We start from the raw sequence: 22,900 nt of genomic DNA on the forward strand, positions 1-22,900 counted from the left end.
TTCTATTATTAAAAAGTTCCTTTTTTCTTTCCTAGTATAGATGTTCGCTCTACTTCAATGAGGGAGGATTTATGGAAGGACATTATACAATTTCAAGGTGTGCACCATATATAAGAAGAAAAAACATAGCTACAAACTAAATATAACAAAAGTTGTATATACGTATAATCTCATTTAAAAGCACTAATGATAATGTTATACTACTATCAACCAAGAAGAATCCAACAAACTATGATTAATCACTACATTTTCTTTCATAGCATGTCAACGTAAAAAAGACACTTTCCATTGTGTCTTTTTTTACGCTTTGAGATGAATACATTGACTCAATACTTATATTTGGGGTAGCATCACATTAAGAAAAGAAATAGGAGAGAATATCCTATTTCTTTTTATTAATATAATAAAATGTAATGGCTAAATCCAAGGTAATGATAATAATGAGAAGTAACAAGTGTATAAATGCATCAGTTTTACTGTGTAATAAAGACTTTATAAAGAAATCCCATTCTGTTTCATAGGGAGGTTCTACCCAATTTCGTTGCAGTCCTAACACCATTCCATTTATGAAATAGAAAATACTTAATAGAATCCTTCCAACAAATAAAGCAGCTACTTTTATATTCCACTTCTTTATTAGGATTATATAAAGAAGTGGAAATAGTATAAGTGCCCAAAAAACGATAATAAAAACTGTATTCATCAGTTTCTACTCCTTATGTTGATCATAAAGTTATGATCCCGCTATTTGCCAGGCAGTAAGATCTCACTTCAAAATTCAGCGAAAGAAAAGAAGTTAGGTGGGGATCAACTGCCCGTAAATGCCCGATTGGTGAGGGCTGATAATCATTGGGGGATGAAGCCCCCAATGATTAAAGCTTCACTTTATCTCTCTGTCTCAAAAAACTCAATCCATTCCCCATCGGGACCCGCGAAAAATATGTAACGTGTTCCATCTGGTAATGTTTCAATTTCCTCTCCTAGTAGGAAGGTTACGCCGTGTTTCTGTATTCTTTCGATTTCATCCTCTAATGAATCCACTTTAAAGCAAATGTGATGTACTTTTCCTTCTGCTGGAAGAGAAGAGTTGTAGCCTTCAATGAGTTCGAGTATCGTTTCCTTCGATTCTTCTACACCTAAAAAAGCGAGTTTTAAGTCTGGATTCGGGTGACCCATACGTTTAATGAGCTGTAAGCCAACTACTTCTTCATAAAATGAAATAGATGTTTCTAAGTTTGCGACCATAAGACCGATGTGTTCAATTCTTCTAACTGGCATGTAGATCCCTTCTTTCTGAAAATTATATACAACATGTTATTGAAAATTAAGAAAATAAGCAAGATAAAAACCTTACAAATTTTAGCGTGTTATATGGTATAGTGAGAAAGTATGTTTGGGGAGAAGGAAGGAGATTATACGATGAATACACCTACTCAAACTCCTTCATTATCGGCAACGATGAAAGAGTGGCATTATGCATTAGCGTATGAAATTAAACATTGGAAAACGATAGGTGGTAGTAAAATTTCTATCATGAACGGTCGTTTTTTATATACAGATTATGAAAGTACAGTATACGTATTTCAGCTCATATCGGAAGTAAGCTTACCGGAAGGTTCACCAATTCGGATTGAGTTTGATGGTGAGGAAGCGACAGGAGAAGTATTATCTGTACATGGATTAGAAATAGAACTGAAATTAAATGATTATATACAAGGTGAAATACGAGAAGCTGTTTTATACAGTGAACCGTGGCAATTGTTAGAGCAACTACAAGAGCGATTGAAAGAGGCACATAAAGATAAGCTAAAACGTAGTCGTATAAAGCGTCTTGTTGATGGGACGAGCAGTCCAAAACATATTGAGAAGATGAAAAATCCGAAAAATGAATTGGCGTATCGTTCATTTTACAATCCGACAACGTACGTGTGGGGACCACCTGGAACAGGGAAGTCTTACAATTTATCACGTATTATTTCGGCTCATTATCAAAAAGGAAAATCGGTACTTGTATTAGCTCATAGTAACGCGGCAGTAGACGTATTAATGAGTGAAGTAACGAAGCAAATTGAGAAGAAAAAGAAATGGACACCTGGCGAAATTGTTCGTTACGGTTATAGTCAACATGAACATATACGAAATCATGAAACATTACTTACGTCGAAGCTAGTTGAAACGACGAACGGATCATGGGGAGAAGAAAGACTCTATTTAGAGGAAACACGACAAGATCTTCGTGAAAAGATTTTATCATATAAAGCGACTTCTGCTGATAAGAAGCGTATACAAGAGATTGAAAGTGATCTTCGAAAGCAAAAAGCGAAAATTAAAGAAGTAGAAAAAGAATATATTGAAAATGCAAAAGTAATCGGCGCAACTTTATCGAAATGTGCCATTGATTCACTTATTTATGAGCGTACATTTGATTTAGTTGTCGTAGATGAAGTGAGTATGGCATATGTTCCGCAAATTGCATTAGCTGCTTCACTTGGAAAACGTATCGTCGTTTGTGGGGACTTTTTACAGTTACCTCCAATTGCGATGGCGAACCATGAACTCGTTCGAAAATGGCTTGGGGAAGATATGTTTTACCATGCAGGGATTGTTGATTCTGTCAATAAATCAGAAGCACATCCGAACCTATTTATGCTGCAGGAACAAAGACGTATGCATGCGGATATATCGAAGTTTACAAACTCATTTATTTATAAAAATAGAGTATACGATCATCCGTCTGTTTCAGAACGTAAAGAACTTGCGAAACTACAACCGTTCGCAAATGAGGCAAGTGTTTTATTTGATACGAGCTTAATGGGAGCCTTTTCGTTAAAGGACGCTGCTTCTGGTTCTCGATTTAACATTATGTCTGGTTTAGTAGCGATGCAAATGATGTTAATCGGGCTGTTAGATGGTGTTCAATCGATTGGTGTTGTTACACCTTACAGGGCACAATCCCGCTTTTTATCAACGTGTATTAGAGAAATGTTGCAGAGAACGAAATATCAAAACATACCAGTTTTAGCGGCGACGGTTCATAAGTTTCAAGGGTCTGAAAGAGATATGATGATTTTTGATACGGTTGATAGTTATCCGCAAGAACGACCTGGCGTGTTATTCTTTGACCATAAAAACCATCGCCTCGTCAACGTTGCAGTAACGAGAGCGAGAGGGAAGTTCATTCAATTATCAGATTGCCATTATATGCGTAAAAACTTATCGAGAAAACAAGCGTTATCACAATTAACAGCTCATATAGAACGACACGGAGATGTGTATGATCGTACGACATCAAGACAATTGTGGGAACGGAAAATTTCGAAACGTTTACGTTGGTTTATGGAAATGAATCTTGAAGAGCCGAAAGGACTATTGAAAGATATTTTGGCCGCAAAACGAAAAATTATTATTTCACTTCCAAGCACAAAACAAGTGGATAAGCGAGTATGGCAAGCGTTAATGCGTACAAATGCGCAAATAACAGTGTATAGTGATGGACCAGTTCCATTAAAAAATGTAAAGTTACAAAGGCAAAATAAAGCATTCCCGTTTATCGTAATCGATGATGAAATCTTTTGGGCAGGCGCACCGCTCACATCACAAATGATATTTGAAGGTAGTATGGAATTTCCTTACGTATGTGCAAGATTACAAGCACCGGAAACAATTGGTGTGTTAAAAGGATTTTTAGATATTCGGTAAATTCGGATAGGAATTCCTTGACTTTTAATCGAAATGAACTTAGAATGAATGTAATTTAATATAATCTTATGAAAATTCTTATCACGAGAGGTTGAGGGACTGGCCCTATGACACCTCGGCAGCGGATTCTTTATGAATACTGTGCCAATTCCAGCAAGGTAACTTGAAAGATAAGAAAGAAGCTCATTTTGACTGTATATACAGAAGCCTCTTTCTATCTTTTAGAAAGAGGCTTTTTTACGTGAAAATATAAGGGGGAAGAAAAATGGGAGCGACTGGAGTAACGTCACAAAGAAAAACAATTGAAGAGAGTATAGAAAGAAATAAGGAAAAGTACATAGAAACAAGTCACGATATTCATGCGAATCCGGAGATTGGTAACCAAGAGTTTTATGCATCAAGAACGTTGAGTTTATTATTAGGAAGCGCAGGATTTCAGTTACAACACAATATAGCTGGACATGAAACAGGTTTTATCGCACGAAAAAGTTCAGGAAAACAAGGGCCAGTTATCGCATTTTTAGCTGAGTATGACGCTTTACCAGGACTCGGTCATGCATGTGGTCACAATTTAATTGGCACAATTAGTGTTGCGGCTGCGATTGCATTATCAGAAACGCTTGAAGAAATTGGCGGGGAAGTTGTCGTATTCGGAACGCCAGCAGAAGAAGGCGGGCCAAACGGTAGCGCAAAATCGAGTTATGTAAAAGCTGGTTTATTTAAAGATGTTGATGCGGCACTTATGATTCATCCGAGCGGAAAAACAGCGACAACGAGTCCGTCACTAGCAGTCGATCCACTTGATTTTCATTTCTACGGAAAAACAGCTCATGCCGCAGCTTCACCAGAAGAAGGAATTAACGCATTAGATGCGATCATCCAGCTGTACAACAGTATTAACGCACTTCGCCAACAACTTCCGTCAGATGTGAAAATTCATGGCGTGATTACTGAGGGCGGAAAAGCGCCGAATATTATTCCAGACTACGCAGCAGCAAGGTTCTTCATTCGCGCAGCAACGAGAAAAAGATGTGCGGAAGTAACAGAAAAAGTAAGAAATATCGCACAGGGAGCAGCATTAGCAACAGGTACGACAGTGAAAATTCATCAATTCCAAAATGAAATCGATGAACTACTCGTAACAAAAACATTTAATGACGTCGTAGCCGAAGAATTAGAATTACAAGGTGAAGACGTAAATCGTAAAGAAAGATTTGGCATCGGCTCAACAGACGCAGGAAACGTAAGCCAAGTCGTACCGACCATTCATCCGTACATTAAAATCGGTCCAGACGATTTAATTGCGCATACGAATGAATTTAGAGAAGCAGCACGTTCAGAACTTGGAGATAAAGCATTAATTACATCCGCAAAAGCACTAGCAAATACAGCGTATCGATTAATTACAGAAGAAGGGTTGTTAGAGAAGGTGAAGGAGGAGTTTAGAGAGGCGCAGAGAAATCAGGGGTAGGTGATTAAAAGGAGTGGATGATCCACTCCTTTTTCTTTTTTGGGAAAGCTGGTGCCTGTCAATTTAAATAAAGTGTTCATTTTCACATTGAGATGTCAATTCTCTTATTCCTTTATCAGAACGACAATTTCTCCTCAAACTCACTTTTTAAAACAATTAAAGGAGATGATAATCCGAATTGCATTAAAGAGTCTAAAAATGTAGCGAGAGAATCCATCGAATCGCTCATGACCTTCATCATATAATTAAACTCCCCGCTAATTCGATATAAATCTATTACTTCAGGAGCGGCATTACAAAATTGGATAAAATCAGAGCATTGGCTCGTTTTAAACATGATGAATGCTTGAATGTTCTTATTAATTTTAGAAGGCTCAAATTTCGTTCGGTAAGCCGCTATAACACCTTGATCCTCAAGTTTATTCATACGCTCTTTTACAGCAGGCTGCGTCATGGATATGATCCGTCCTATTTCTGAAACGGAAATTCTCGCATTTTCATATAACAAGTTCATAATTTTATGATCGATTTCATCCAGTTTTACTGCGTTTTGCATTGTGTAGCCTCCTTGTTTTATTTTCTAAAGTAAATCGTAAATTATAACTATAATATCATAGGTGGATGAACTAGATTGCCTATAAATATATATTTTAAATTATTGGTGTTTACATAAAAATATAAGTATAGGTTTTTATCAAACGGAAATTTAGGAAGGATGGAAAAAATGAAAAATCTTGATGGGAAAGTAGCGTTAGTAACAGGAGCGAGTCGCGGCATTGGCCGTGCGATTGCGATGAGATTAGCAAACGACGGTGCATTAGTTGCAATTCACTATGGCCGAAATAAAGCAGCTGCAGATGAAACAATTAGTGAGATTGAATCTAATGGAGGAAAGGCATTCTTAATTGAAGCGGATTTCAATTCAATTGATGGTGTCAAAAAGATAGTAGAACAATTGAAGAATGAATTACAAATAAGAGTTGGTACATCAGAGATTGATATTTTAGTAAACAATGCAGGGATAGGTACACAAGGAACAATTGAAAATACGACAGAAGAAGTTTTTGATGAAATTATGTCTGTAAATATGAAAGCACCATTCTTCTTAATTCAGCAAACATTACCGTTACTACGAGCAGAGGGACGCGTTATTAACGTTTCATCAGCTGAAGTACGACTTGGTTTTACAGGTTCCATTGCATACGGCTTAAGTAAAGGTGCATTAAATACGATGACACTGCCTCTAGCTAAACATCTTGGAGAAAGAGGGATAACAGTGAATACAATTATGCCTGGATATACGAAGACAGATATCAATGCAAAATTGCTAGATGATCCGGAAATACGAAATTTTGCTGCGAATTCATCTGTGTTCGGACGAATAGGGAAAGTTGAAGATATTGCAGATGCAGTAGCATTTCTTGCTTCTTCTGATAGCCGCTGGGTAACAGGGCAAATTTTAGATGTTTCTGGAGGGTTTTGCTTATAGGGGCACTACGCCATACCCATCAAGCTAATCAAGTAAATTACTAGTTATGAAACGATCCTTGTTTCATAGCTAGTAATTTATAGAAAGGTAGGCATGCTAAAGAAGCCTATTAAAACGTGATTTTTTCGCTAGACAACTTGAATAAGGGGTCTATTTTTAATTATTCGTAATCTAACATAATCAAATTTTATTTTACAGTAACAATAAAACAAAATTATTGACCGCGTGGTACAAAAAGGGTATTCTATTCATGTTATCTTTAAAATGAGAGGAGGATACGGGTGAATAAACGCGGCAGACCTCGAGAGTTTGATTATTCCTCAATTGTAGATGTTGCAATGAAAACATTTTGGTTAAGAGGATATGAAGGGTGTTCTACACAAGATTTATGCAGTGATACAGGACTTGGAAAAGGAAGTTTATACAATACTTTCGGTAGTAAACATGAACTGTATAAACAAGTATTAGAACGCTACCATGAAATTGGGATTAAGGAACAAAGGAAATTGTTACATACTCCAATTCCAGTTAAAGAACGATTAAGTAATTTTTTTGAATGGGCATTGAAAGAAGACTTTCAGAATGTTGATCAAAAAGGATGTTTATTGATTAATGCCAGTATAGAACGTGCTAAAAACGATTTAATGGTACAAGAAATTTTCTCGAAGCATGTTGAACTTCTTAAACAAGCTATTGTAACAGTGATGGAGGAAGGATTGCAAACAGGTGAAATTTCAAAGAAGCAATCAGCTGAGGAATTAGCTAGTCTGCTTTTAAGCAGTTATTACGGATTCCGTGTTCTTAATGTATCGATGCAAAATCGGGTGTTGTCTGAACAAGTTATCAAAGGAACAATAGAGTCTATTTGTGGCGCTTAGTGCGCTCTTTTTTCGCACTATTTTTGTACCAATCATTACAATAATGAATAAGGAGTGTTTTTATGCCATCGATTATTTATTTATTAGCTTTAGCAATCTTTTGTATGACTACATCAGAATTTATGGTTGCAGGTATGATGAATGAACTTGCTCTTGCATTCCAGGTTTCTGTATCATCTATTGGTTATTTAATTTCAGCTTATGCAGGAGCAATGGTAATAGGAGGCCCCATTTTAACTGCAATCCTCTTACGAATGCGCAGCAAACAAGCATTATTGTTTTTAATGTTCGTATTTTTAATTGGTCAATCGCTCGGAGCTATTGCTTGGAACTATGATATTATGATGATTTCACGTATTATAACTGGTATTGCTTCAGCTTCAGCTTTTGGAGTTGCGATTTCCTTTTCTGCGACATTGGTTCACTCTGATTCAAGGGGAAAAGCTGCATCAATTGTACTTGCAGGTTTAATGTTCGCAACTGTATTAGGTTTACCTATAACAACCGTTATTTCCCAATCTTTTGGCTGGCGTATTAGTTTTGGGGCTGTTTCTGTTCTTGTGCTAGTATCAGGGCTTATGATTCAACGGTTGTTACCATCATCTTCAAATAAAGAGCAATTAAATTGGAAAGACGAACTTCTGCGATTTAAGAATATTCATCTTTGGGCAGCGTACGTAACAAGTATGTTCATTATTGGTGGTACGTTTGCAGCATTTAGTTATTTCACTCCGATCTTTACAAATGTCACAGGCTTTTCAAGTGCAAGTATTCCATATTTACTTGCTCTCTATGGTAGTGCGACGGTAATTGGAAATATAATAATCGGCAAGTTTGCTGATGAATTTACAATGAAAATACTTATGGGTGGATTAATTATATTAATCATAGCGTTGTCTGTATTTGCTTTAAGTGCAGAGAATAAATACATTGCAGTGATTTCTACAATTTTTATTGGTTTAACTGGTGTAGCATTGAATCCAGCTATGGTTGCGAGGGTGATGAAAACAGCTAGTAATGGAATAATGATAAATACCGTTCATAGTTCTTTTATTACGCTAGGTATTGTTATTGGTTCGTCACTAGGTGGTCTTGGAATCAGTAAAGGATATGGTTTTGTATCTCCGCTATGGATTGGAGCTTGTTTAGCTATCCTTGGGGTAATTTCATTATTCCCATATTTACATAAAGGAAAGGCAGATTAAGATGTTTAAAATTTCTTTATATGGGGGAGCACCACATCACCATCAAGCTAATATTTTCATATCCCCCTAAATTAAAATTTTCTTTCTCTACAGATAGCTATTCTGAGAAGCCGTTCATTTGTTCGTTTTTGGGGCATTTCTTTTTCTTAAGTTGATGGGCATGTATGGTGACCTCTATTAGACGATAGTGAATGAACAATTTCGGGGTTCAGTTCAACTTTATTCAAAATAAGATTTTTTTGCAGTAAAATCAATGTTAGTGGAACTTTTTTAATCAAACTTTTTTCTAAATGAACATAAATACTTGCAATATTCAAATTAGTACTATATAGTTCTAATTATGACAAAGGTAAAATTAATGAATCAAAAACGTGTGATTGAAGTAGCTGCAACATTATTTTTAGAAAAAGGGTTTGCTTATACAAGTATGGATGAATTAGTACGTGTAAGCAAAGTTTCAAAGTCTAATGTGTATTATCACTTTTCTAATAAGGAAGTATTATTAGAAGGGGTCGTTGATTATTGGATTGAAATGTATCAATCTGCAATTGATGACGTACTTTCTCAGAACCAATTTTTAGTTGAAGATCGTATCCAACTGTTTTTAAAGCAATTATCACAAGGAGTTCAGTCGAGAGAGTATAAGGGGAGCTGTCCATTTATTACTCTTTATATTCAAAGTCCTACACAGGCCACGCAAATAAAAGAAAAAATAGGTCTTTTTTTTACAGGATTACAAAAGAAAGTTTCTCTATTACTTAAACAAGGGGTAGAGAATGGAGAATTCAGAAATACGATTAATATTGATGAGGTAGCATCACTTTTTATTACAAATCTTGAAGGAGCGTTATTTATTTCAGAAACATTGAAGGATGCAACTGTAATCACGAAAACAGCTAATCATTTTTTAAAATTGCTTCGATAAAAGAAGCATTTTTTTTACATCAAATTAGTACTAAGTAGTACTAAAAAGGAGATTTTATATGAGAACAGTATTTTTAACTGGTGGAACAGGCTTTATTGGAAAGCAATTAGTGAAAGAATTAGCCAAAGAGGATGTTAAAATTCTTCTTTTAGTAAGGTCGAAAAGTAAAGCAACAAGCATTTTTCAAGAAAGAGGCATCTTAAAAAAGGAAGTTATGCACTTTATTGAAGGTGATTTGACGAAAATAGATTTAGGTCTAAGTGCTGAAGATAAGGAGAGGGTATTGAAAACGGATGTGATTATTCACGCAGGAGGCCCCATGGATATTCAAGCGACAAGTAAAGAGGCAGCTTCCGTATTTTTAAATGGTGCCAAACATATTAGTGAATTAGCTAAAAGTATTCATCAATTGAAGGGCTTGCAACAATTTATTCATGTTGTAGGTTATATGAGTCCCTTTGATGATAAAAATAGCAAGATTGCAATTGATGTGTTTCAAGAAGGAAACAATTATTTGAAAATAAAAAATCCATATGAGAGAACAAAATTTTTAGCAGATCTTTATATCCGTCACCAGGCATTAGCGGTAGGTTATCCGCTTTCTGTAATTAATCCGCCAACTGTAGTCGGTAGTAGCAAAACAGGGAGTACAGAGCAGATAGCAGGATTAGGTTTGCTTGTGATGAGTATGCGAAGAGGGCTCATGCCAGTGATTCCTGGAGGTAAGGGATATAGGTTACCACTTATTTCAAACGATGAGCTTGCGAAGTTTATTGTGCAGGTTTTCAGATTGGAGCAACCGACTATTCAAACATATACACTTGTTGAAGACAAACAGCACGATCAGAACATTGCTGAATTATTAAGTATTATGTCGGAAAGTATGAATATGAGGGCACCAAAAATCTCTGTCCCAATGCCACTTATGAAAGCAATTATGAATAGTGGAGTAAGTAAAATAACAAAAATTCCTTCTGATGGACTGAATTTTATTACAAAACGAAAATTTTCAAATGTTTCAGCGAAAAAAATTATGGGAGGAGATTGGTTTAAGAAGACGAGTGTAATGAAATTTTTCCCTGCCGTAGTAGCTGATCTGGATTATCGAATGATGTATCAAAATGGCCAGCATAATCATTTATTTAAACGAACATTATGCGATAACACTACCCTTTACCAATTACACGGAGAGGGTAAACCGTTTATTTTATTACATGGTTTATTGAGTGATGGAGAGGATTTATTTCCTTTAGCACAAGAGCTTCATGAAAAAACTGGTCAACCTGTATGGATCTTGGATCTTCCAGGTTTGGGACGTTCTCCTTTTAAACGAGAGAAAAATATTCTAGATATCTATTTGAATGTAGTGAAAAAGTTATTGGAGAAAGCTACTAATGGTGCACATTTAATTGGCCATTCATTCGGTGCGTTTATTCTTCTGGAAGCATTGGCACAAGAGTACATAGATAAGAAGTATTCAATCACTTTACTTCAGCCACCTGTTGCTAAAAAAAATGCTAAATCGCTAAATGTTCCTCAATTTATGAACAAATGGACATTAAAATTGGCAACTACTAATTTGATAGGGCGTTATTTATTAAGTAATGGTTTGTTTGAAAGTATGGAGAGCATCCCTAGACATTATATTGAAAAAATAAGTAACAGTTTTACTTCTCCTAGAATTTTAAATACTACGGTTCAGCTTAACAGTTTACTATTGAAAAACGATCAAGGTGATTTCAATGAAGTAACAAAGTATAATCTTCACATTATTTGGGGGGATTATGACAGAGGCTATTCTGCTCCATCGCATCTTGGTAAGGTTGATTTTGTTCCATATGGCCATCATTTTCCTCTTAGCCATCCGAGTGAAACGGCAACATTAGTAATAAAAAATAGTAATACTAGCAGATGAGAGTGTGGGATAAATAAAAAGTGTGTAATAAGATCGTTGTGTCTTTGAAATAAAATCGTACTGTTTTGGGTCCCCCTATCATCATCAGACTAAGAAACGCCAATACCTCAAAACGAAAAAATGAGCATTTTGTTACAAGATAGTACAAAATTTCGTTCTGGGGGTACTATAAGATGTTAGCTTGATGGGCATGGGATCCCGCCCACATTTTAACGAAAATATACGCTAAGCAAATTCCAACATAAAGCGAGCCGAATTTTCTACTCTTAAGAAAAATTTCGGTTCGTTTTATGGTTTCATGACAAGTTGTTTACTGAACAATAAAGTTCTTTATTGGAACAGGCTACTTTCTTCAACAATTGGGCCAGATTGTTGAAGAAGAAATATAATAAAAATGCTTTTGATTGTTTTATTAAACGAATTAAACCGCAAAAAACAAGAAGAATTCCCCCCCTTTTTACTAGTACACTAAATGCTATAAAAGGGGGGGGGAGATTATGAACAATAAAGCCATTGGATTATTTCAAGGAATTGCGTTATACATTTCAGCTATTCTAGGATCAGGTGTCCTTTTTTTATCGGGGGTAACGGCCTCAATAGCGGGCCCTGCATCTATTGTATCCTGGTTTATCGTTATTATAATTAGTTTTCCGCTTGCTTATTCCTTTGCTAGTTTGGCACGGATATATCCTGATTCCGGTGGAGCAGCAACCTTTGTTAGAAATTCTTTTGGATATCATCTTGGCAATATCGTTGGGTGGTTTTACTTTGTAACAGCAGCAGTTGGTCAAACGATTGTATCTTTAACTGGTGCTTTTTACGTCAGTCAGGCATTTGGATTTTCGCATTTTGAAACAATTATAATTGCCGTCTTTATTTTGGTAATTGCAGGTGTTTCCAATTATTACGGCGTAAATGTTAGTGGTAAAGTTGCAGTGTTTTTAAGTTCCTTATTACTGATTCTTTTAGCGTCAGCTGTATTTGTGGCGTTTCCAAGAATACAATGGGGGAATTTTACTCCCTTTGTTCCAAATGGATGGTTTTCTGTCGGGAACGCTATAACGGTTATCTTTTGGGCATTTTTCGGTTGGGAGGCGATTTGTAATCTGGCTGAGCACTTTAAAAGGCCAGAAAAAGATATTGTCAAAGGAGCAGTTATTAGTGCAGTTGTCATTGGATTATTATTTTTAGCGCTCAGCCTTGTCACTATTGGAACGGCCACGTATGGCAGTCAAGAAAGCAACCTGTCTCCTATTGGTGTTATAATGGGAGATACAGTAGGCGGAGGTGCCAAAGTCGTTACAGCTGTTTTAGCTTTAATTATTTGTACAGGGACAGCGAATGCTTTTGTAGCCAGCCTAACGCAATTAGGATATTCATTAAGCAGAGATGGTGCTTTCCCAAAATTTTTCTCAAGGCTGCATGCAACTACTCAAATTCCAAGACAGATGGTATTGTTTGTTATCTGTTTTTCGGTAGCAGGTGTGTTAGTGACAAAAGCTTTGTCACTAACGTTTGATGATATTTTGTTTATACCGACTTCTCTTGGGATTCTAGTTTATGTTCTTTCAATGGCAGCAGGCGTTAAATTATTTAGGAAGAACACACTGGCATGGTGGGCATCGTTAATCTCTTTCATTTTATGTTTGCTGGTGATTCCATTTTTTCAATTGTATATATTTGTTCCGTTAATTGTCGTGGCTATATATGCGATTTATATGATTTTGAGTAATAAGATTTTCGCCTACAAGGGAGGATTAAAATCTAATGAAGGATCAAAATAACCTTTCTAGAGACACCATGTGGAAAGCAACAGTATCATGTGATTCAGCGTATGACGGGATATTCTTTTACGCAGTAAAGACAACTGGAATTTTCTGTCGGCCTTCTTGCAAGTCTAAGGTTCCTAATTATGAAAATGTATCCTTTTTTTCAAATGCGCACGAAGCTCAAAGGGCAGGCTATCGCCCATGCAAAAGATGCCGATCAGATCTAAATATAAAAATATACGACCCGTTCGAATGCGTTTTGGAAGATACTATGCGATTGATAAAAAATAATTATGTTCAAAACATGTCTTTAAATGAAATTGCATCAAGGGTAGGAGTTAGTCGTTTTCATTTAAATCGGATTTTCAAAGAAAGAACAGGGTATACTCCTCGAATATATCTAGAAAGGATCAGAGTTAAGAAAGCAAAGGAACTGCTCTTGACAACGGTCTTTAATAGTACAGAGATTGGTTATCAAACAGGCTATCAAAGTGTATCTAGCTTTTATAATGCATTTAAAAGAAATACAGGATTTTCACCGAGTCAATTCCGTGCTTTCCATAGTGGAAATACCGTAAACCAAGAACTTGACTGAATTCACGTTCTTTAACAAAAGATAGCATGAATTAACAAGAGTGCTTTGTACTCATCGTATTTTTCGATAAATCATTACTGATTGATTAAAAGTAAACAACTTTGTATTGAACAATAATAAGCCATTTTTTCTCTGTTATAGAATTGTAAGCTTTTTAATTCACTCCTCAACAAACGGGCAGGATTATTGAACAAGTTTTATGAACTTTAGTGGTAGCATCATTAGTGAAATGCTTTATAACAACTAATTAAGGAGGGATAGAATATGAGAAATAACTTTCAAATCATTGCGTTACAAGAGAAGGAGTTTAATAACCTATTTCTAATGAATGAAGAAGTATTAAAAAGTATCGGGGCAGTCAAAATAATAGCAAATAAAAATCCTGGATATCCTTGCAGGATAAGTTTGAAGGATGCAGAGGTAGGAGAAGAGGTAATTTTACTGAATTACCAATATCATAGTGTTAATTCGCCTTATAAAGCAAGTGGTCCTATATTTATACGAAAGGGAGCAACTACTGCTAAGCTAGATGTAAATGAAATTCCGCATATGTTACATCATAGGTATCTATCTGTACGCGGCTACAATGCTGACTCAATGATTGTAGAAGCAAGGGTTACAGAAGGCGTAAATTTAAGAGAAAATATAGATGAAATTTTTGATAATAAAGAAGTAGAATATATTCACATTCTTAACGCTAAACCAGGATGCTATAACTGCCTTGTTAATAGAGTATAAAAAAAGTAGTTAGACTAGTGTATTTTACTCCGGTTCATTTCAAAATATAATTGAAAATTCATTTTTAAATTAAAAAAAGAAGGTGTTACCTTTATATATTAATACCTTCGAAATATTGTATAACAGATAATTTTTATGCATTATTGATTATTGTGCTAACGAATCAGGATAGTGTGGCGACCGACCAACTAAATAGTTGCTTCTCCTCAATTATTAGAAGGGAAGTTCTATCATTTCGCGAATTTATTAGACATAGACGAGTGCTATAATTTTCTATATCTACATAAAGAGGTGACTACGCATGAATCAAAGACCGTCAGAAGAAGAATACGCCGGGAACTCCGGCGAATATATCCGTTTGGTACCGGACGGTGAAATCATCGATATTCTGCTCGCCCAGGAAAAGCAAATGACCGAGCTCATGGCAGCGTTGACCGAAAGCCAGTACGCGTATCGGTATGCTGAAGGAAAATGGACGCTGAAAGAAGTCGTGGGCCACATTGCAGACTCAGAACGCGTCATGACCTACCGCCTGCTCCGGTTCGCAAGAGGGGATCAGACGCCTCTGACTGGTTTCGATCAGGAATTGTTCATGCCTCCTTTCGGAAGTTGGACAACCGAGCAATTGGCCGAAGACTACCGGGCCGTACGGCAATCAACGATCACATTGCTGCGCGGGCTACCGGTGGAGGCATGGACCCGCAAGGGCACAGCCAACAACCTAAGCATTACGGCGCGCGCCCTCGCGTACGGCATCGCAGGACACGAACTTCATCACATGGGGGTCATCCGAAACCGGTACTTGAGTTAATCGTCGGCTGAGGCTTTTGGAATGGAACTAACACCACTCATACAACCTTAGATACCGTTCTTATTAGGGTCCCGCCCCACAACCATCAACTTAAGGATTTAGACTATTTATGAATATGCACCAAAAACAAGAGTTATATCGATTTTTCTCATTTTGGGGTATTTGTTTTTCTTAGATTGAGGGTGACGGGGCACTACTCTATAATGATCAAATTAAAATTTAAAACAGTTATAGAGACTCCATTCCTCCGAAATATTGTAACTATTAAGTTGTAAAAAGAACCATAGTTTTTCATTTTTGAAAAGGCTATGGGCTTTTTTAGTTGTAGCAAAGATAGGATGCGAGGAAGTTTTTTTGATAAATCAAAAAAACTTGATGAACTAGTTGCATATAGAACTCATCTGCGTATATACTATAAATATCAAAAAAAATTGATGAAGGGAGAGTGAACTACAGTGGCACAAGATTTTCAGCTCTATGAGAAAAAGTTTAAAGCGTTGGCGGATCAGAAGCGTCTAGAAATCATGTATGAACTTTGCCAGCGAGGCCAGACTTGTGTATGTGATTTAACAGAGATTTTTGAAATGACGCAATCTAAGTTGTCATATCATTTAAAGATTTTATTAGATGCAGGTTTAATTGTAAAAGAAACAAAAGGTACGTGGAGTTATTATGATTTAAATGATGCGGAAGTAAATAATTTATTATCAGAAGAATTATGTTGTATCTTTAGAAAAACAGGAAAAGGTAGCTGTTGTTAAAATTTTGCACTATTAATCAAAAAAACTTGATTAATAACATATAAAGAGGAGGAATAAGCTATGAGATATGTTCATGTTGGTATAAATGTTACGGATTTAGAGAAGTCTATCGAATTCTACGAAAAGGTATTTGGTGTGTCACCAGTTAAGGTGAAAGTGGATTATGCAAAATTTTTATTAGAGACGCCAGGACTTAACTTTACGCTGAACGTACGAGATGAAGTGAATGGAAATCAGGTAAATCATTTCGGTTTCCAAGTGGATACAGCTGAAGAAATTATGTTACATAAAGAAAGGTTAGAAAAAGAAGGTTTCTTTGCACGTGATGAAATGGATACAACTTGTTGCTATGCGGTTCAAGATAAGTTTTGGGTAACAGATCCTGATGGGAACGAGTGGGAATTCTTTTATACAAAAGCAGATAGTGATGTTCATAAAATAGAAGAGGCATCTTGTTGCACGACTTCTAACGTAGTAGAACAAAATTCTTGTTGTTAATAGGAGATGGAAAATAAAATGAAACGTTTATCTTTTCTAGATCGATATTTAACACTATGGATTTTTCTAGCTATGGCTGTTGGGATTGGTTTAGGGTTTGTGTTTCCTAGTGTAGTAGACGGACTGAATACATTACAAGTTGGAACGACGTCCATCCCGCTCGCTGTTGGTTTAATTGTCATGATGTATCCACCATTAGCGAAAGTTCGTTACGAGGAAATGGGCCGAGTATTTAAAGACGTAAAAGTATTGGTTTTATCTTTAGTACAAAACTGGATTATTGGTCCTGTACTTATGTTTGTTTTAGCAATTATTTTTCTTCCAGATAAGCCAGAATACATGGTCGGGCTCATTATGATTGGTTTAGCACGTTGTATTGCAATGGTAATTGTTTGGAACGATCTTGCAGATGGGGATAAAGAGTATGCAGCAGGTTTAGTAGCTTTTAACTCAGTATTCCAAATGTTATTCTTCTCCGTTTATGCATACGTGTTTGTAACAGTCATTCCAGAATGGTTAGGGATTGAAGGGGCTATTGTCGATATTACAATGATAGAAGTAGCGAAATCAGTATTTATCTATTTGGGAATTCCTTTTATAGCAGGTATGTTAACACGCTTTGTACTCGTTAAGTTAAAAGGAAGACAGTGGTATGAAAAGGTATTTATACCGAAGATTAGTCCACTGACATTACTTGCATTATTATTTACAATCATCGTTATGTTCTCTTTAAAAGGGGAAATGATTGTTAGCGTACCATTAGATGTAGTAAGAATAGCGATTCCATTATTAATCTATTTTATTGTAATGTTTTTTGTTTCTTTCTTTATGGGAAGAAAAATTGGTGCAAACTATCCAGTGACTACAACGTTAGCATTTACAGCAGGTAGTAATAACTTTGAATTAGCAATTGCTGTAGCAGTTGGTGTGTTTGGTATTCATTCGGGTGCAGCATTTGCAGCTGTTATCGGGCCGTTAGTTGAAGTACCTGTAATGATTGCACTTGTAAACGTTGCTTTTTGGTTTAAGCATAAATATTTTAATGATCAACCAGTATAATTTAAAAATAAAGGCGGAAAACAACATGAAAAACAAAAAGACAATCTATTTCTTATGCACAGGAAATTCATGCCGAAGCCAAATGGCAGAAGCATGGGGCAAACAATATTTAGGCGATAAGTGGAATGTATATTCTGCAGGAATCGAAGCGCACGGAGTAAATCCAAATGCTATTAAAGCAATGAATGAAGTAAATATCGACATAACGAATCAAACATCAGATATAATTGATGCAAATATTTTAAATAACGCTGATTTAGTCGTTACCCTTTGTAGTCATGCGGATTCTGTTTGTCCTTCGACACCTTCGCACGTAAATCGTGTTCACTGGGGATTTGATGATCCGGCAGGAAAAGAATGGTCTGAATTTCAACGTGTTCGCGATGAAATTGGGGAACGTATAAAACGATTTTCTGAAACAGGGGAGTAAATAAAGAGTCAATCTTCTATTTTATAGGGATTGGCTCTTTTTTATTTTACATTTCAGTGGTTTAAAACAACTATTAAAACGAATAGAGAATATTCTGTCATAGTGGTAAAGTTAGAATAGAGAAGTTTCAGGGGGGCGTAACATATGATTTCTGAATTAAACAAGAATGATTTTTATCAATGTAACGGTTTAGTAAATGAAAAAGGTCAATTAGAAGTAAAAGCTGTAATTGCAGGGGTGAATCCTGGTCGTATATTTGTAGATAACATCTATTCTCCTAATTCGGGACTTATTTGGTTAGGGAATAACGATGGCTTCTTTTTTATAGGAAGTGCAGAAAATGAAAAGTTTAATAATGAAATTAGTAGTTTTATTGATAAGGTGATAGAGCCTGAGGCGAGAAAGGTTGGACTAAATTGCTTTGAAGCAATCGGTAATCATTCAAAGTGGAATAAAACAATCGAAAAAATATTTCAACATCGTAAATTAAAGAGTTGGAACCAAAGAGTGTATACGCTAAAAAGAGAAGACTATGAAGATCATTATGGACCTAAAATTGAACAAGGATATACAGTGCTAAAAATGAGTAAAGCTCTCTATGAAAATCAAGGGGGCTCATTGAAGAACATTGAATTTTTACAATCAAAAATTTTAGAGTTTTGGCCTTCACTGAATAGTTTTTTTAACAAAGGAATTGGTTATTGTATAGTTTTTGACAACATGATTGTAAGTGTATGTTTTTCAGGGTTTGTTTTTGAAAATATACATTGTATAGATATTGAAACGATAGAAGGTCACCAAGGGAGAAAATTAGCTCAAAGGATAGCTCATAGTTTTGTAAAAGAATGTTTGGAGAATAATATCATTCCATATTGGGACTGCATGGAATTAAATAAGCCTTCTGTGGCCGTTGTAGAAAATGTAGGTTTTACAAATGTGTTTAATTATGTAGGTTATTATTTTCTGTTTGAGTAAATTAGGGGGCTCTTATCTTAAAAGTTTTTTACATGTAAGGAGAATAGGATGAAACACATAACAAAAGACGTATTAATGAACTATTTTAAAGAAATTTATTCACTAGCAGTGGAAGAAGAATTACATAATAATAGTTGGAATACAGATTTACACTATAAAATTATGGTAAATGGAAAGCGGTATTCCGCTCGGTTTATAAATAGCAAGCGAACAATCAATCCAGCTTTTGGGGCGTTATCAAACGAACAATTGATAGAGCAAGTACGGTTTACGCATTATTTACGCGAGCATGGGCTTCCTTTTATGCAGATTAAGGAGAATAGGGCGGGGGATTCATTTACATTTGTCACTTGGAATGATGAACAGTACCGATTTGTATTATCTATTTGGATTGAAGGGGAACATATTACTCATTGTACAGAAACTATCGCAAAAGCCTTCGGAAAGGAAGCAAGAAAGATTCATGATATTTCTTGCGCATTTCAAAGCTCAATTTTTCAAAAGAAATCTCATTTAGATGGGTATGTTGAGTTTATTAATATGTTAGAAAGTAAGGCAAGCGCATGTGAAGAATTACGAGAGTATATAGATCTTGCTAAATATCATATAGAGTGCGCATATACGAGTGAATTAGAATTTATCGTACAAACAGATTTGAATCCTTTGAATGTTTTATGGGACTCAAGTGAACAGGTAAAAGGAATTGTAGATTTTGAATCTATTAGTTATGTAGACCGCATTGAAGGAGTATCCTTTTTGATAAAGTGGTATTCTCGAACAGAAGGAATACAATCACATGAAGTATGTTCAAGTGTTGCTAGTGCATTTTTAGAAGGGTATAAGGCCCATAATATTTTAACATCAAATGATTATAAAAGACTTTATTCATTATTATGGCTATCCGGTAGTTTGAATTGGAATTTTGTGAAGAAAACGCTAAGTGTAATAAGTGATGAGCGGGAATTGGAAAAACATTTGGAAGTTTATAGAGTGCGGGGGGAAAGACTATCTTCATTGTTAATTTGTAGATAACATGTATTCTCCTAATTTGGGATTCAAATAAGAAACCATATGAGGTGTTCTAAAAATGAAAATACAAATTGTATTGTTTGACGGCTTCGGAGAGCTTGTCTCCTTTGCACCTTTTGAAGTATTAAACAGAGCGATAGAAGAAGGGGCTCCATTTACAGTTGAATTTGTTTCAAGTGAACCAAAACAAGAAGTTACTACTTCGTTTGGAGTTACAGTTAAATTACATGATTTTTTACGAATGGATAATCGTCCAGATTTGTTAATTGTACCTGGGGGTGGCTGGAATCATAAAGCTGAACATGGGGCACGAAAGCAAGCAGAGCTTGGTACTTTGACCAAAATGATTAGAGAGATGCACAATGAAGGCACGATTGTTGCTGGAGTTTGTACAGGAGGTATGTTACTAGCTGCATCTGGTATATTGAATGATAAAAAGGCAACAATGCATCATTTGGCGCAGAGTGAAATGAGTAAATATGGTGCAGAACTTCTTCATTACCGAATTGTGGATCAAGGCGATATTATCACTGCAAGAGGAGTTACTTCAGGAATTGATTTAGGTATTTGGATCACGGAAAGGTTCGCAAGCTCCAAAATTGCAGCTGCAGTTGAGTATAGAATGGAATACGAGAGGCGAGGTGTTGTTTGGGAGTAATTTGAATTCTTTTTTGCTATAGAGCGTATTGGATATCCTCAAGGAGAAAGAGCCAATTCATATGAGTAGGCTCTTTCGTTTATATACTATGTTGCTTATTTTTTACAGTAATATTCCTTTTAAAATATCATACAATGGATAATATATTTTGTTCCACAGTGATAATTATTTTCATTATATATTCATAAATTAGTAAAAATCAGTTTACAAATTTGCGTCTAGCTTATATAATTTGACTCATATAAAAAAGTTTCCCTAGGGAAACTTAAATACGGATCTACATTCGTGTTATATTTTTTTGTTCAAAATTTGCCTTTGTGCAAAATAATTATATAGAAGAAAAAAAGAAAGGGGAATGCACAAAAAATGGGTGAGGCTATAATTGTCAAAGATTTGTTTGTATCTTATCAAGGGAATCAAGTAGTTCAAAATGTTTCCTTCAATATTGGAAAAGGGAACCTTGTTGGAATTATTGGTCCAAATGGTGCGGGGAAATCTACTTTAATGAAAGCTGTTTTAGATTTAATCCCAAGTGATAAGGGATATGTTCAGATTCTTGGAGAGGATATTCGAAGTGCTAGAAAGCATGTTGCGTATGTACCGCAAAGAAGTGATATAGATTGGGATTTTCCGATTACAGTTTTAGATGTTGTTCTAATCGGAACGTATCCATCTTTAGGGATGATGAAAAGACCGAGGAAAGAGCATCGAGATTGGGCATTTGAATGTCTAAAAAAAGTCGGTATGGAGGAATTTAAGGATCGTCAAATTGGTGAGCTTTCAGGTGGACAACAACAACGTGTCTTTTTAGCGAGAGCATTAGCACAAAAGGCGGAGATATTTTTCTTAGATGAACCGTTTGTTGGAATTGATGTAACGAGTGAAGAGACAATTATTAAAATTCTTAGAGAATTACGTAAAGAAGGGAAAACAATTGTTGTTGTACATCACGATCTAAGTAAAGCAGAGTCCTATTTTGATAAATTACTATTATTGAATAAGAGCTTAATTCATTACGGAGAAGTAAGGCAAGTATTAGAACCAACTGTTATGTCAAAAGCATATGTAAATCACGGCATATTGTTTAATAATGCAGCGGAGGTACATTCATCATGAAGATTGTAGAATTTATAGATGCATTAATGCAGTACGGTTTTCTGCAGAAAGCGTTATTAACTTCCGTTATGGTAGGAGTTATTTGCGGCGTAATTGGCTGTTTTATTATTTTACGAGGTATGGCTTTAATGGGAGATGCCATTTCGCATGCTGTTCTTCCAGGAGTAGCGCTTTCTTATATGATTGGTATGAACTATTTTATAGGGGCGGTTTTAACAGGTGTTATTACTGCAGTTGGAATCGGATTTGTAAGTCAAAATAGTCGAATTAAACATGATATGGCGATAGGGATTATGTTTACATCTGTTTTCGCGATAGGAATTATTTTAATTACCTTTATGAAGAGTAGTTCTGATTTGTACCATATTTTATTCGGGAATGTTCTATCAGTTCGTTCTTCTGATATGTGGATGACACTTATCATCGGAGTGGTCATTATTAGTCTTGTAATTTTATTTTACAAAGAATTACTCGTATCTACTTTTGATCCAACGATGGCGCAAAGCTATGGATTACCGAACAAATGGATTCATTATGGCTTAATGATTCTACTTACAATGGTTACAGTTGCTTCACTTCAAACTGTAGGAATTATTCTAGTTGTCGCTATGCTTATTACACCAGCGGCTACAGCTTATTTATTAACAAACCGTTTGTGGGTCATGATTTATTTAGCAGCAGGAATTGGTGCACTTTCATCTGTAGTAGGGCTATATTTTAGTTTCTCTTATAATCTTGCTTCAGGTGCAACGATTGTTCTTGTCGCAACATTCTTGTTCGCATTGGCATTCTTTTTCTCGCCGTCACAAGGTTTATTTTGGAGAGCTATCAAAATTAGAAAAAATAGAGCAGAGTTGTCATAATTGATTGGAGGATAAT

23 protein-coding genes and 1 riboswitch are annotated in these 22,900 nt (G+C 35.7%); of the genes, 20 read left to right on the forward strand and 3 right to left on the reverse strand.

The features are described 5' to 3' along the window. Nucleotides 1-382: 382 nt before the first annotated feature. Together JDS82_RS20165 and JDS82_RS20170 are read right to left on the reverse strand one after the other, a co-directional pair. The gene (locus tag JDS82_RS20165) at nt 383-703 is read right to left on the reverse strand and encodes a hypothetical protein (protein WP_001098754.1); all 321 of its coding nucleotides are present in this window, start codon (nt 701-703) and stop codon (nt 383-385) included. Between the two features lie 182 nt (nt 704-885). Continuing rightward, nucleotides 886-1,278 carry a VOC family protein gene (locus tag JDS82_RS20170; protein WP_001145261.1) on the reverse strand — a complete coding sequence of 131 codons (393 nt, stop codon included), beginning with the start codon at nt 1,276-1,278 and terminating at the stop codon, nt 886-888. A gap of 111 nt (nt 1,279-1,389) precedes the next feature. On the opposite strand from JDS82_RS20170, the gene JDS82_RS20175 reads away from it, so the two are divergent. Further along, nucleotides 1,390-3,699: an AAA domain-containing protein gene (locus JDS82_RS20175; RefSeq protein WP_061671973.1), complete on the forward strand. Its 2,310-nt coding sequence runs from the start codon at nt 1,390-1,392 to the stop codon at nt 3,697-3,699. A 75-nt stretch (nt 3,700-3,774) separates the two neighbouring features. After that, nucleotides 3,775-3,876, forward strand: a riboswitch (SAM riboswitch). Between the two features lie 88 nt (nt 3,877-3,964). After that, entirely contained in the window at nt 3,965-5,170 is a 1,206-nt protein-coding gene (locus tag JDS82_RS20180) for a M20 family metallopeptidase (RefSeq protein ID WP_199713820.1), read from the forward strand. A 115-nt stretch (nt 5,171-5,285) separates the two neighbouring features. On the opposite strand, the gene JDS82_RS20185 is transcribed toward JDS82_RS20180, so the two are convergent. After that, complete coding sequence (locus JDS82_RS20185) at nt 5,286-5,726, reverse strand: Lrp/AsnC family transcriptional regulator (RefSeq protein ID WP_001178572.1); 441 nt, start codon at nt 5,724-5,726, stop codon at nt 5,286-5,288. Nucleotides 5,727-5,894: 168 nt separating this feature from the next. Here JDS82_RS20185 and JDS82_RS20190 point away from each other — a divergent pair, with 168 nt between their 5' ends. The 18 genes from JDS82_RS20190 to JDS82_RS20275 all read left to right on the forward strand — a co-directional run bounded on the left by JDS82_RS20190 (nt 5,895) and on the right by JDS82_RS20275 (nt 22,884). Next, entirely contained in the window at nt 5,895-6,659 is a 765-nt protein-coding gene (locus JDS82_RS20190) for an SDR family oxidoreductase (protein ID WP_142950354.1), read from the forward strand. Nucleotides 6,660-6,940: 281 nt separating this feature from the next. Then, nucleotides 6,941-7,537 carry a TetR/AcrR family transcriptional regulator gene (locus JDS82_RS20195; RefSeq protein WP_001042189.1) on the forward strand — a complete coding sequence of 199 codons (597 nt, stop codon included), beginning with the start codon at nt 6,941-6,943 and terminating at the stop codon, nt 7,535-7,537. Between the two features lie 62 nt (nt 7,538-7,599). Beyond that, nucleotides 7,600-8,742 (forward strand): MFS transporter, encoded by a 1,143-nt coding sequence (locus JDS82_RS20200; RefSeq protein WP_149237203.1) that lies wholly within the window; start codon nt 7,600-7,602, stop codon nt 8,740-8,742. Nucleotides 8,743-9,100: 358 nt separating this feature from the next. Beyond that, nucleotides 9,101-9,667, forward strand: coding sequence for a TetR/AcrR family transcriptional regulator (locus JDS82_RS20205; protein ID WP_048566096.1), 567 nt, complete (start codon nt 9,101-9,103; stop codon nt 9,665-9,667). A gap of 58 nt (nt 9,668-9,725) precedes the next feature. Beyond that, nucleotides 9,726-11,582, forward strand: a complete 1,857-nt coding sequence (locus JDS82_RS20210) for an alpha/beta fold hydrolase (protein ID WP_199713821.1) — start codon at nt 9,726-9,728, stop codon at nt 11,580-11,582. Nucleotides 11,583-12,079: 497 nt separating this feature from the next. Next, on the forward strand, nt 12,080-13,366 hold the full coding sequence (locus JDS82_RS20215; protein ID WP_199713822.1) for an APC family permease: 1,287 nt from the start codon (nt 12,080-12,082) through the stop codon (nt 13,364-13,366). Next, nucleotides 13,350-13,946 carry a bifunctional transcriptional activator/DNA repair enzyme AdaA gene (locus JDS82_RS20220; RefSeq protein WP_000654819.1) on the forward strand — a complete coding sequence of 199 codons (597 nt, stop codon included), beginning with the start codon at nt 13,350-13,352 and terminating at the stop codon, nt 13,944-13,946. Before JDS82_RS20215 ends, JDS82_RS20220 begins: the two co-directional genes overlap by 17 nt. Nucleotides 13,947-14,210: 264 nt before the next feature. Further along, nucleotides 14,211-14,684 carry a DUF1203 domain-containing protein gene (locus tag JDS82_RS20225; protein WP_063547862.1) on the forward strand — a complete coding sequence of 158 codons (474 nt, stop codon included), beginning with the start codon at nt 14,211-14,213 and terminating at the stop codon, nt 14,682-14,684. Nucleotides 14,685-14,985: 301 nt separating this feature from the next. Then, nucleotides 14,986-15,495: a DinB family protein gene (locus tag JDS82_RS20230; RefSeq protein ID WP_199713823.1), complete on the forward strand. Its 510-nt coding sequence runs from the start codon at nt 14,986-14,988 to the stop codon at nt 15,493-15,495. Between the two features lie 455 nt (nt 15,496-15,950). Further along, nucleotides 15,951-16,256 (forward strand): arsenical resistance operon transcriptional regulator ArsR, encoded by a 306-nt coding sequence (gene arsR / locus JDS82_RS20235; protein WP_000046014.1) that lies wholly within the window; start codon nt 15,951-15,953, stop codon nt 16,254-16,256. Between the two features lie 60 nt (nt 16,257-16,316). Further along, nucleotides 16,317-16,754, forward strand: a complete 438-nt coding sequence (locus JDS82_RS20240) for an ArsI/CadI family heavy metal resistance metalloenzyme (protein ID WP_199713824.1) — start codon at nt 16,317-16,319, stop codon at nt 16,752-16,754. 18 nt (nt 16,755-16,772) lie between these two features. Next, entirely contained in the window at nt 16,773-17,813 is a 1,041-nt protein-coding gene (gene arsB, locus JDS82_RS20245) for an ACR3 family arsenite efflux transporter (protein ID WP_199713825.1), read from the forward strand. A 25-nt stretch (nt 17,814-17,838) separates the two neighbouring features. Continuing rightward, on the forward strand, nt 17,839-18,243 hold the full coding sequence (gene arsC, locus JDS82_RS20250; protein ID WP_064057504.1) for an arsenate reductase (thioredoxin): 405 nt from the start codon (nt 17,839-17,841) through the stop codon (nt 18,241-18,243). 144 nt (nt 18,244-18,387) lie between these two features. Next, nucleotides 18,388-19,218, forward strand: a complete 831-nt coding sequence (locus JDS82_RS20255; protein ID WP_199713826.1) for a GNAT family N-acetyltransferase — start codon at nt 18,388-18,390, stop codon at nt 19,216-19,218. A 48-nt stretch (nt 19,219-19,266) separates the two neighbouring features. After that, nucleotides 19,267-20,250 carry a phosphotransferase enzyme family protein gene (locus JDS82_RS20260; protein WP_048559874.1) on the forward strand — a complete coding sequence of 328 codons (984 nt, stop codon included), beginning with the start codon at nt 19,267-19,269 and terminating at the stop codon, nt 20,248-20,250. A gap of 55 nt (nt 20,251-20,305) precedes the next feature. After that, the gene (locus tag JDS82_RS20265; RefSeq protein WP_048559873.1) at nt 20,306-20,905 is read left to right on the forward strand and encodes a DJ-1/PfpI family protein; all 600 of its coding nucleotides are present in this window, start codon (nt 20,306-20,308) and stop codon (nt 20,903-20,905) included. 366 nt (nt 20,906-21,271) lie between these two features. Next, entirely contained in the window at nt 21,272-22,021 is a 750-nt protein-coding gene (locus tag JDS82_RS20270) for a metal ABC transporter ATP-binding protein (RefSeq protein ID WP_048559872.1), read from the forward strand. Further along, nucleotides 22,018-22,884 (forward strand): metal ABC transporter permease, encoded by an 867-nt coding sequence (locus JDS82_RS20275; protein WP_043937143.1) that lies wholly within the window; start codon nt 22,018-22,020, stop codon nt 22,882-22,884. The genes JDS82_RS20270 and JDS82_RS20275 overlap by 4 nt, the downstream gene beginning before the upstream one ends. The last annotated feature ends 16 nt before the right edge of the window (nt 22,885-22,900 follow it).

This window comes from Bacillus cereus group sp. N14 (assembly GCF_016483555.1).
Lineage (GTDB): Bacteria > Bacillota > Bacilli > Bacillales > Bacillaceae_G > Bacillus_A > Bacillus_A wiedmannii.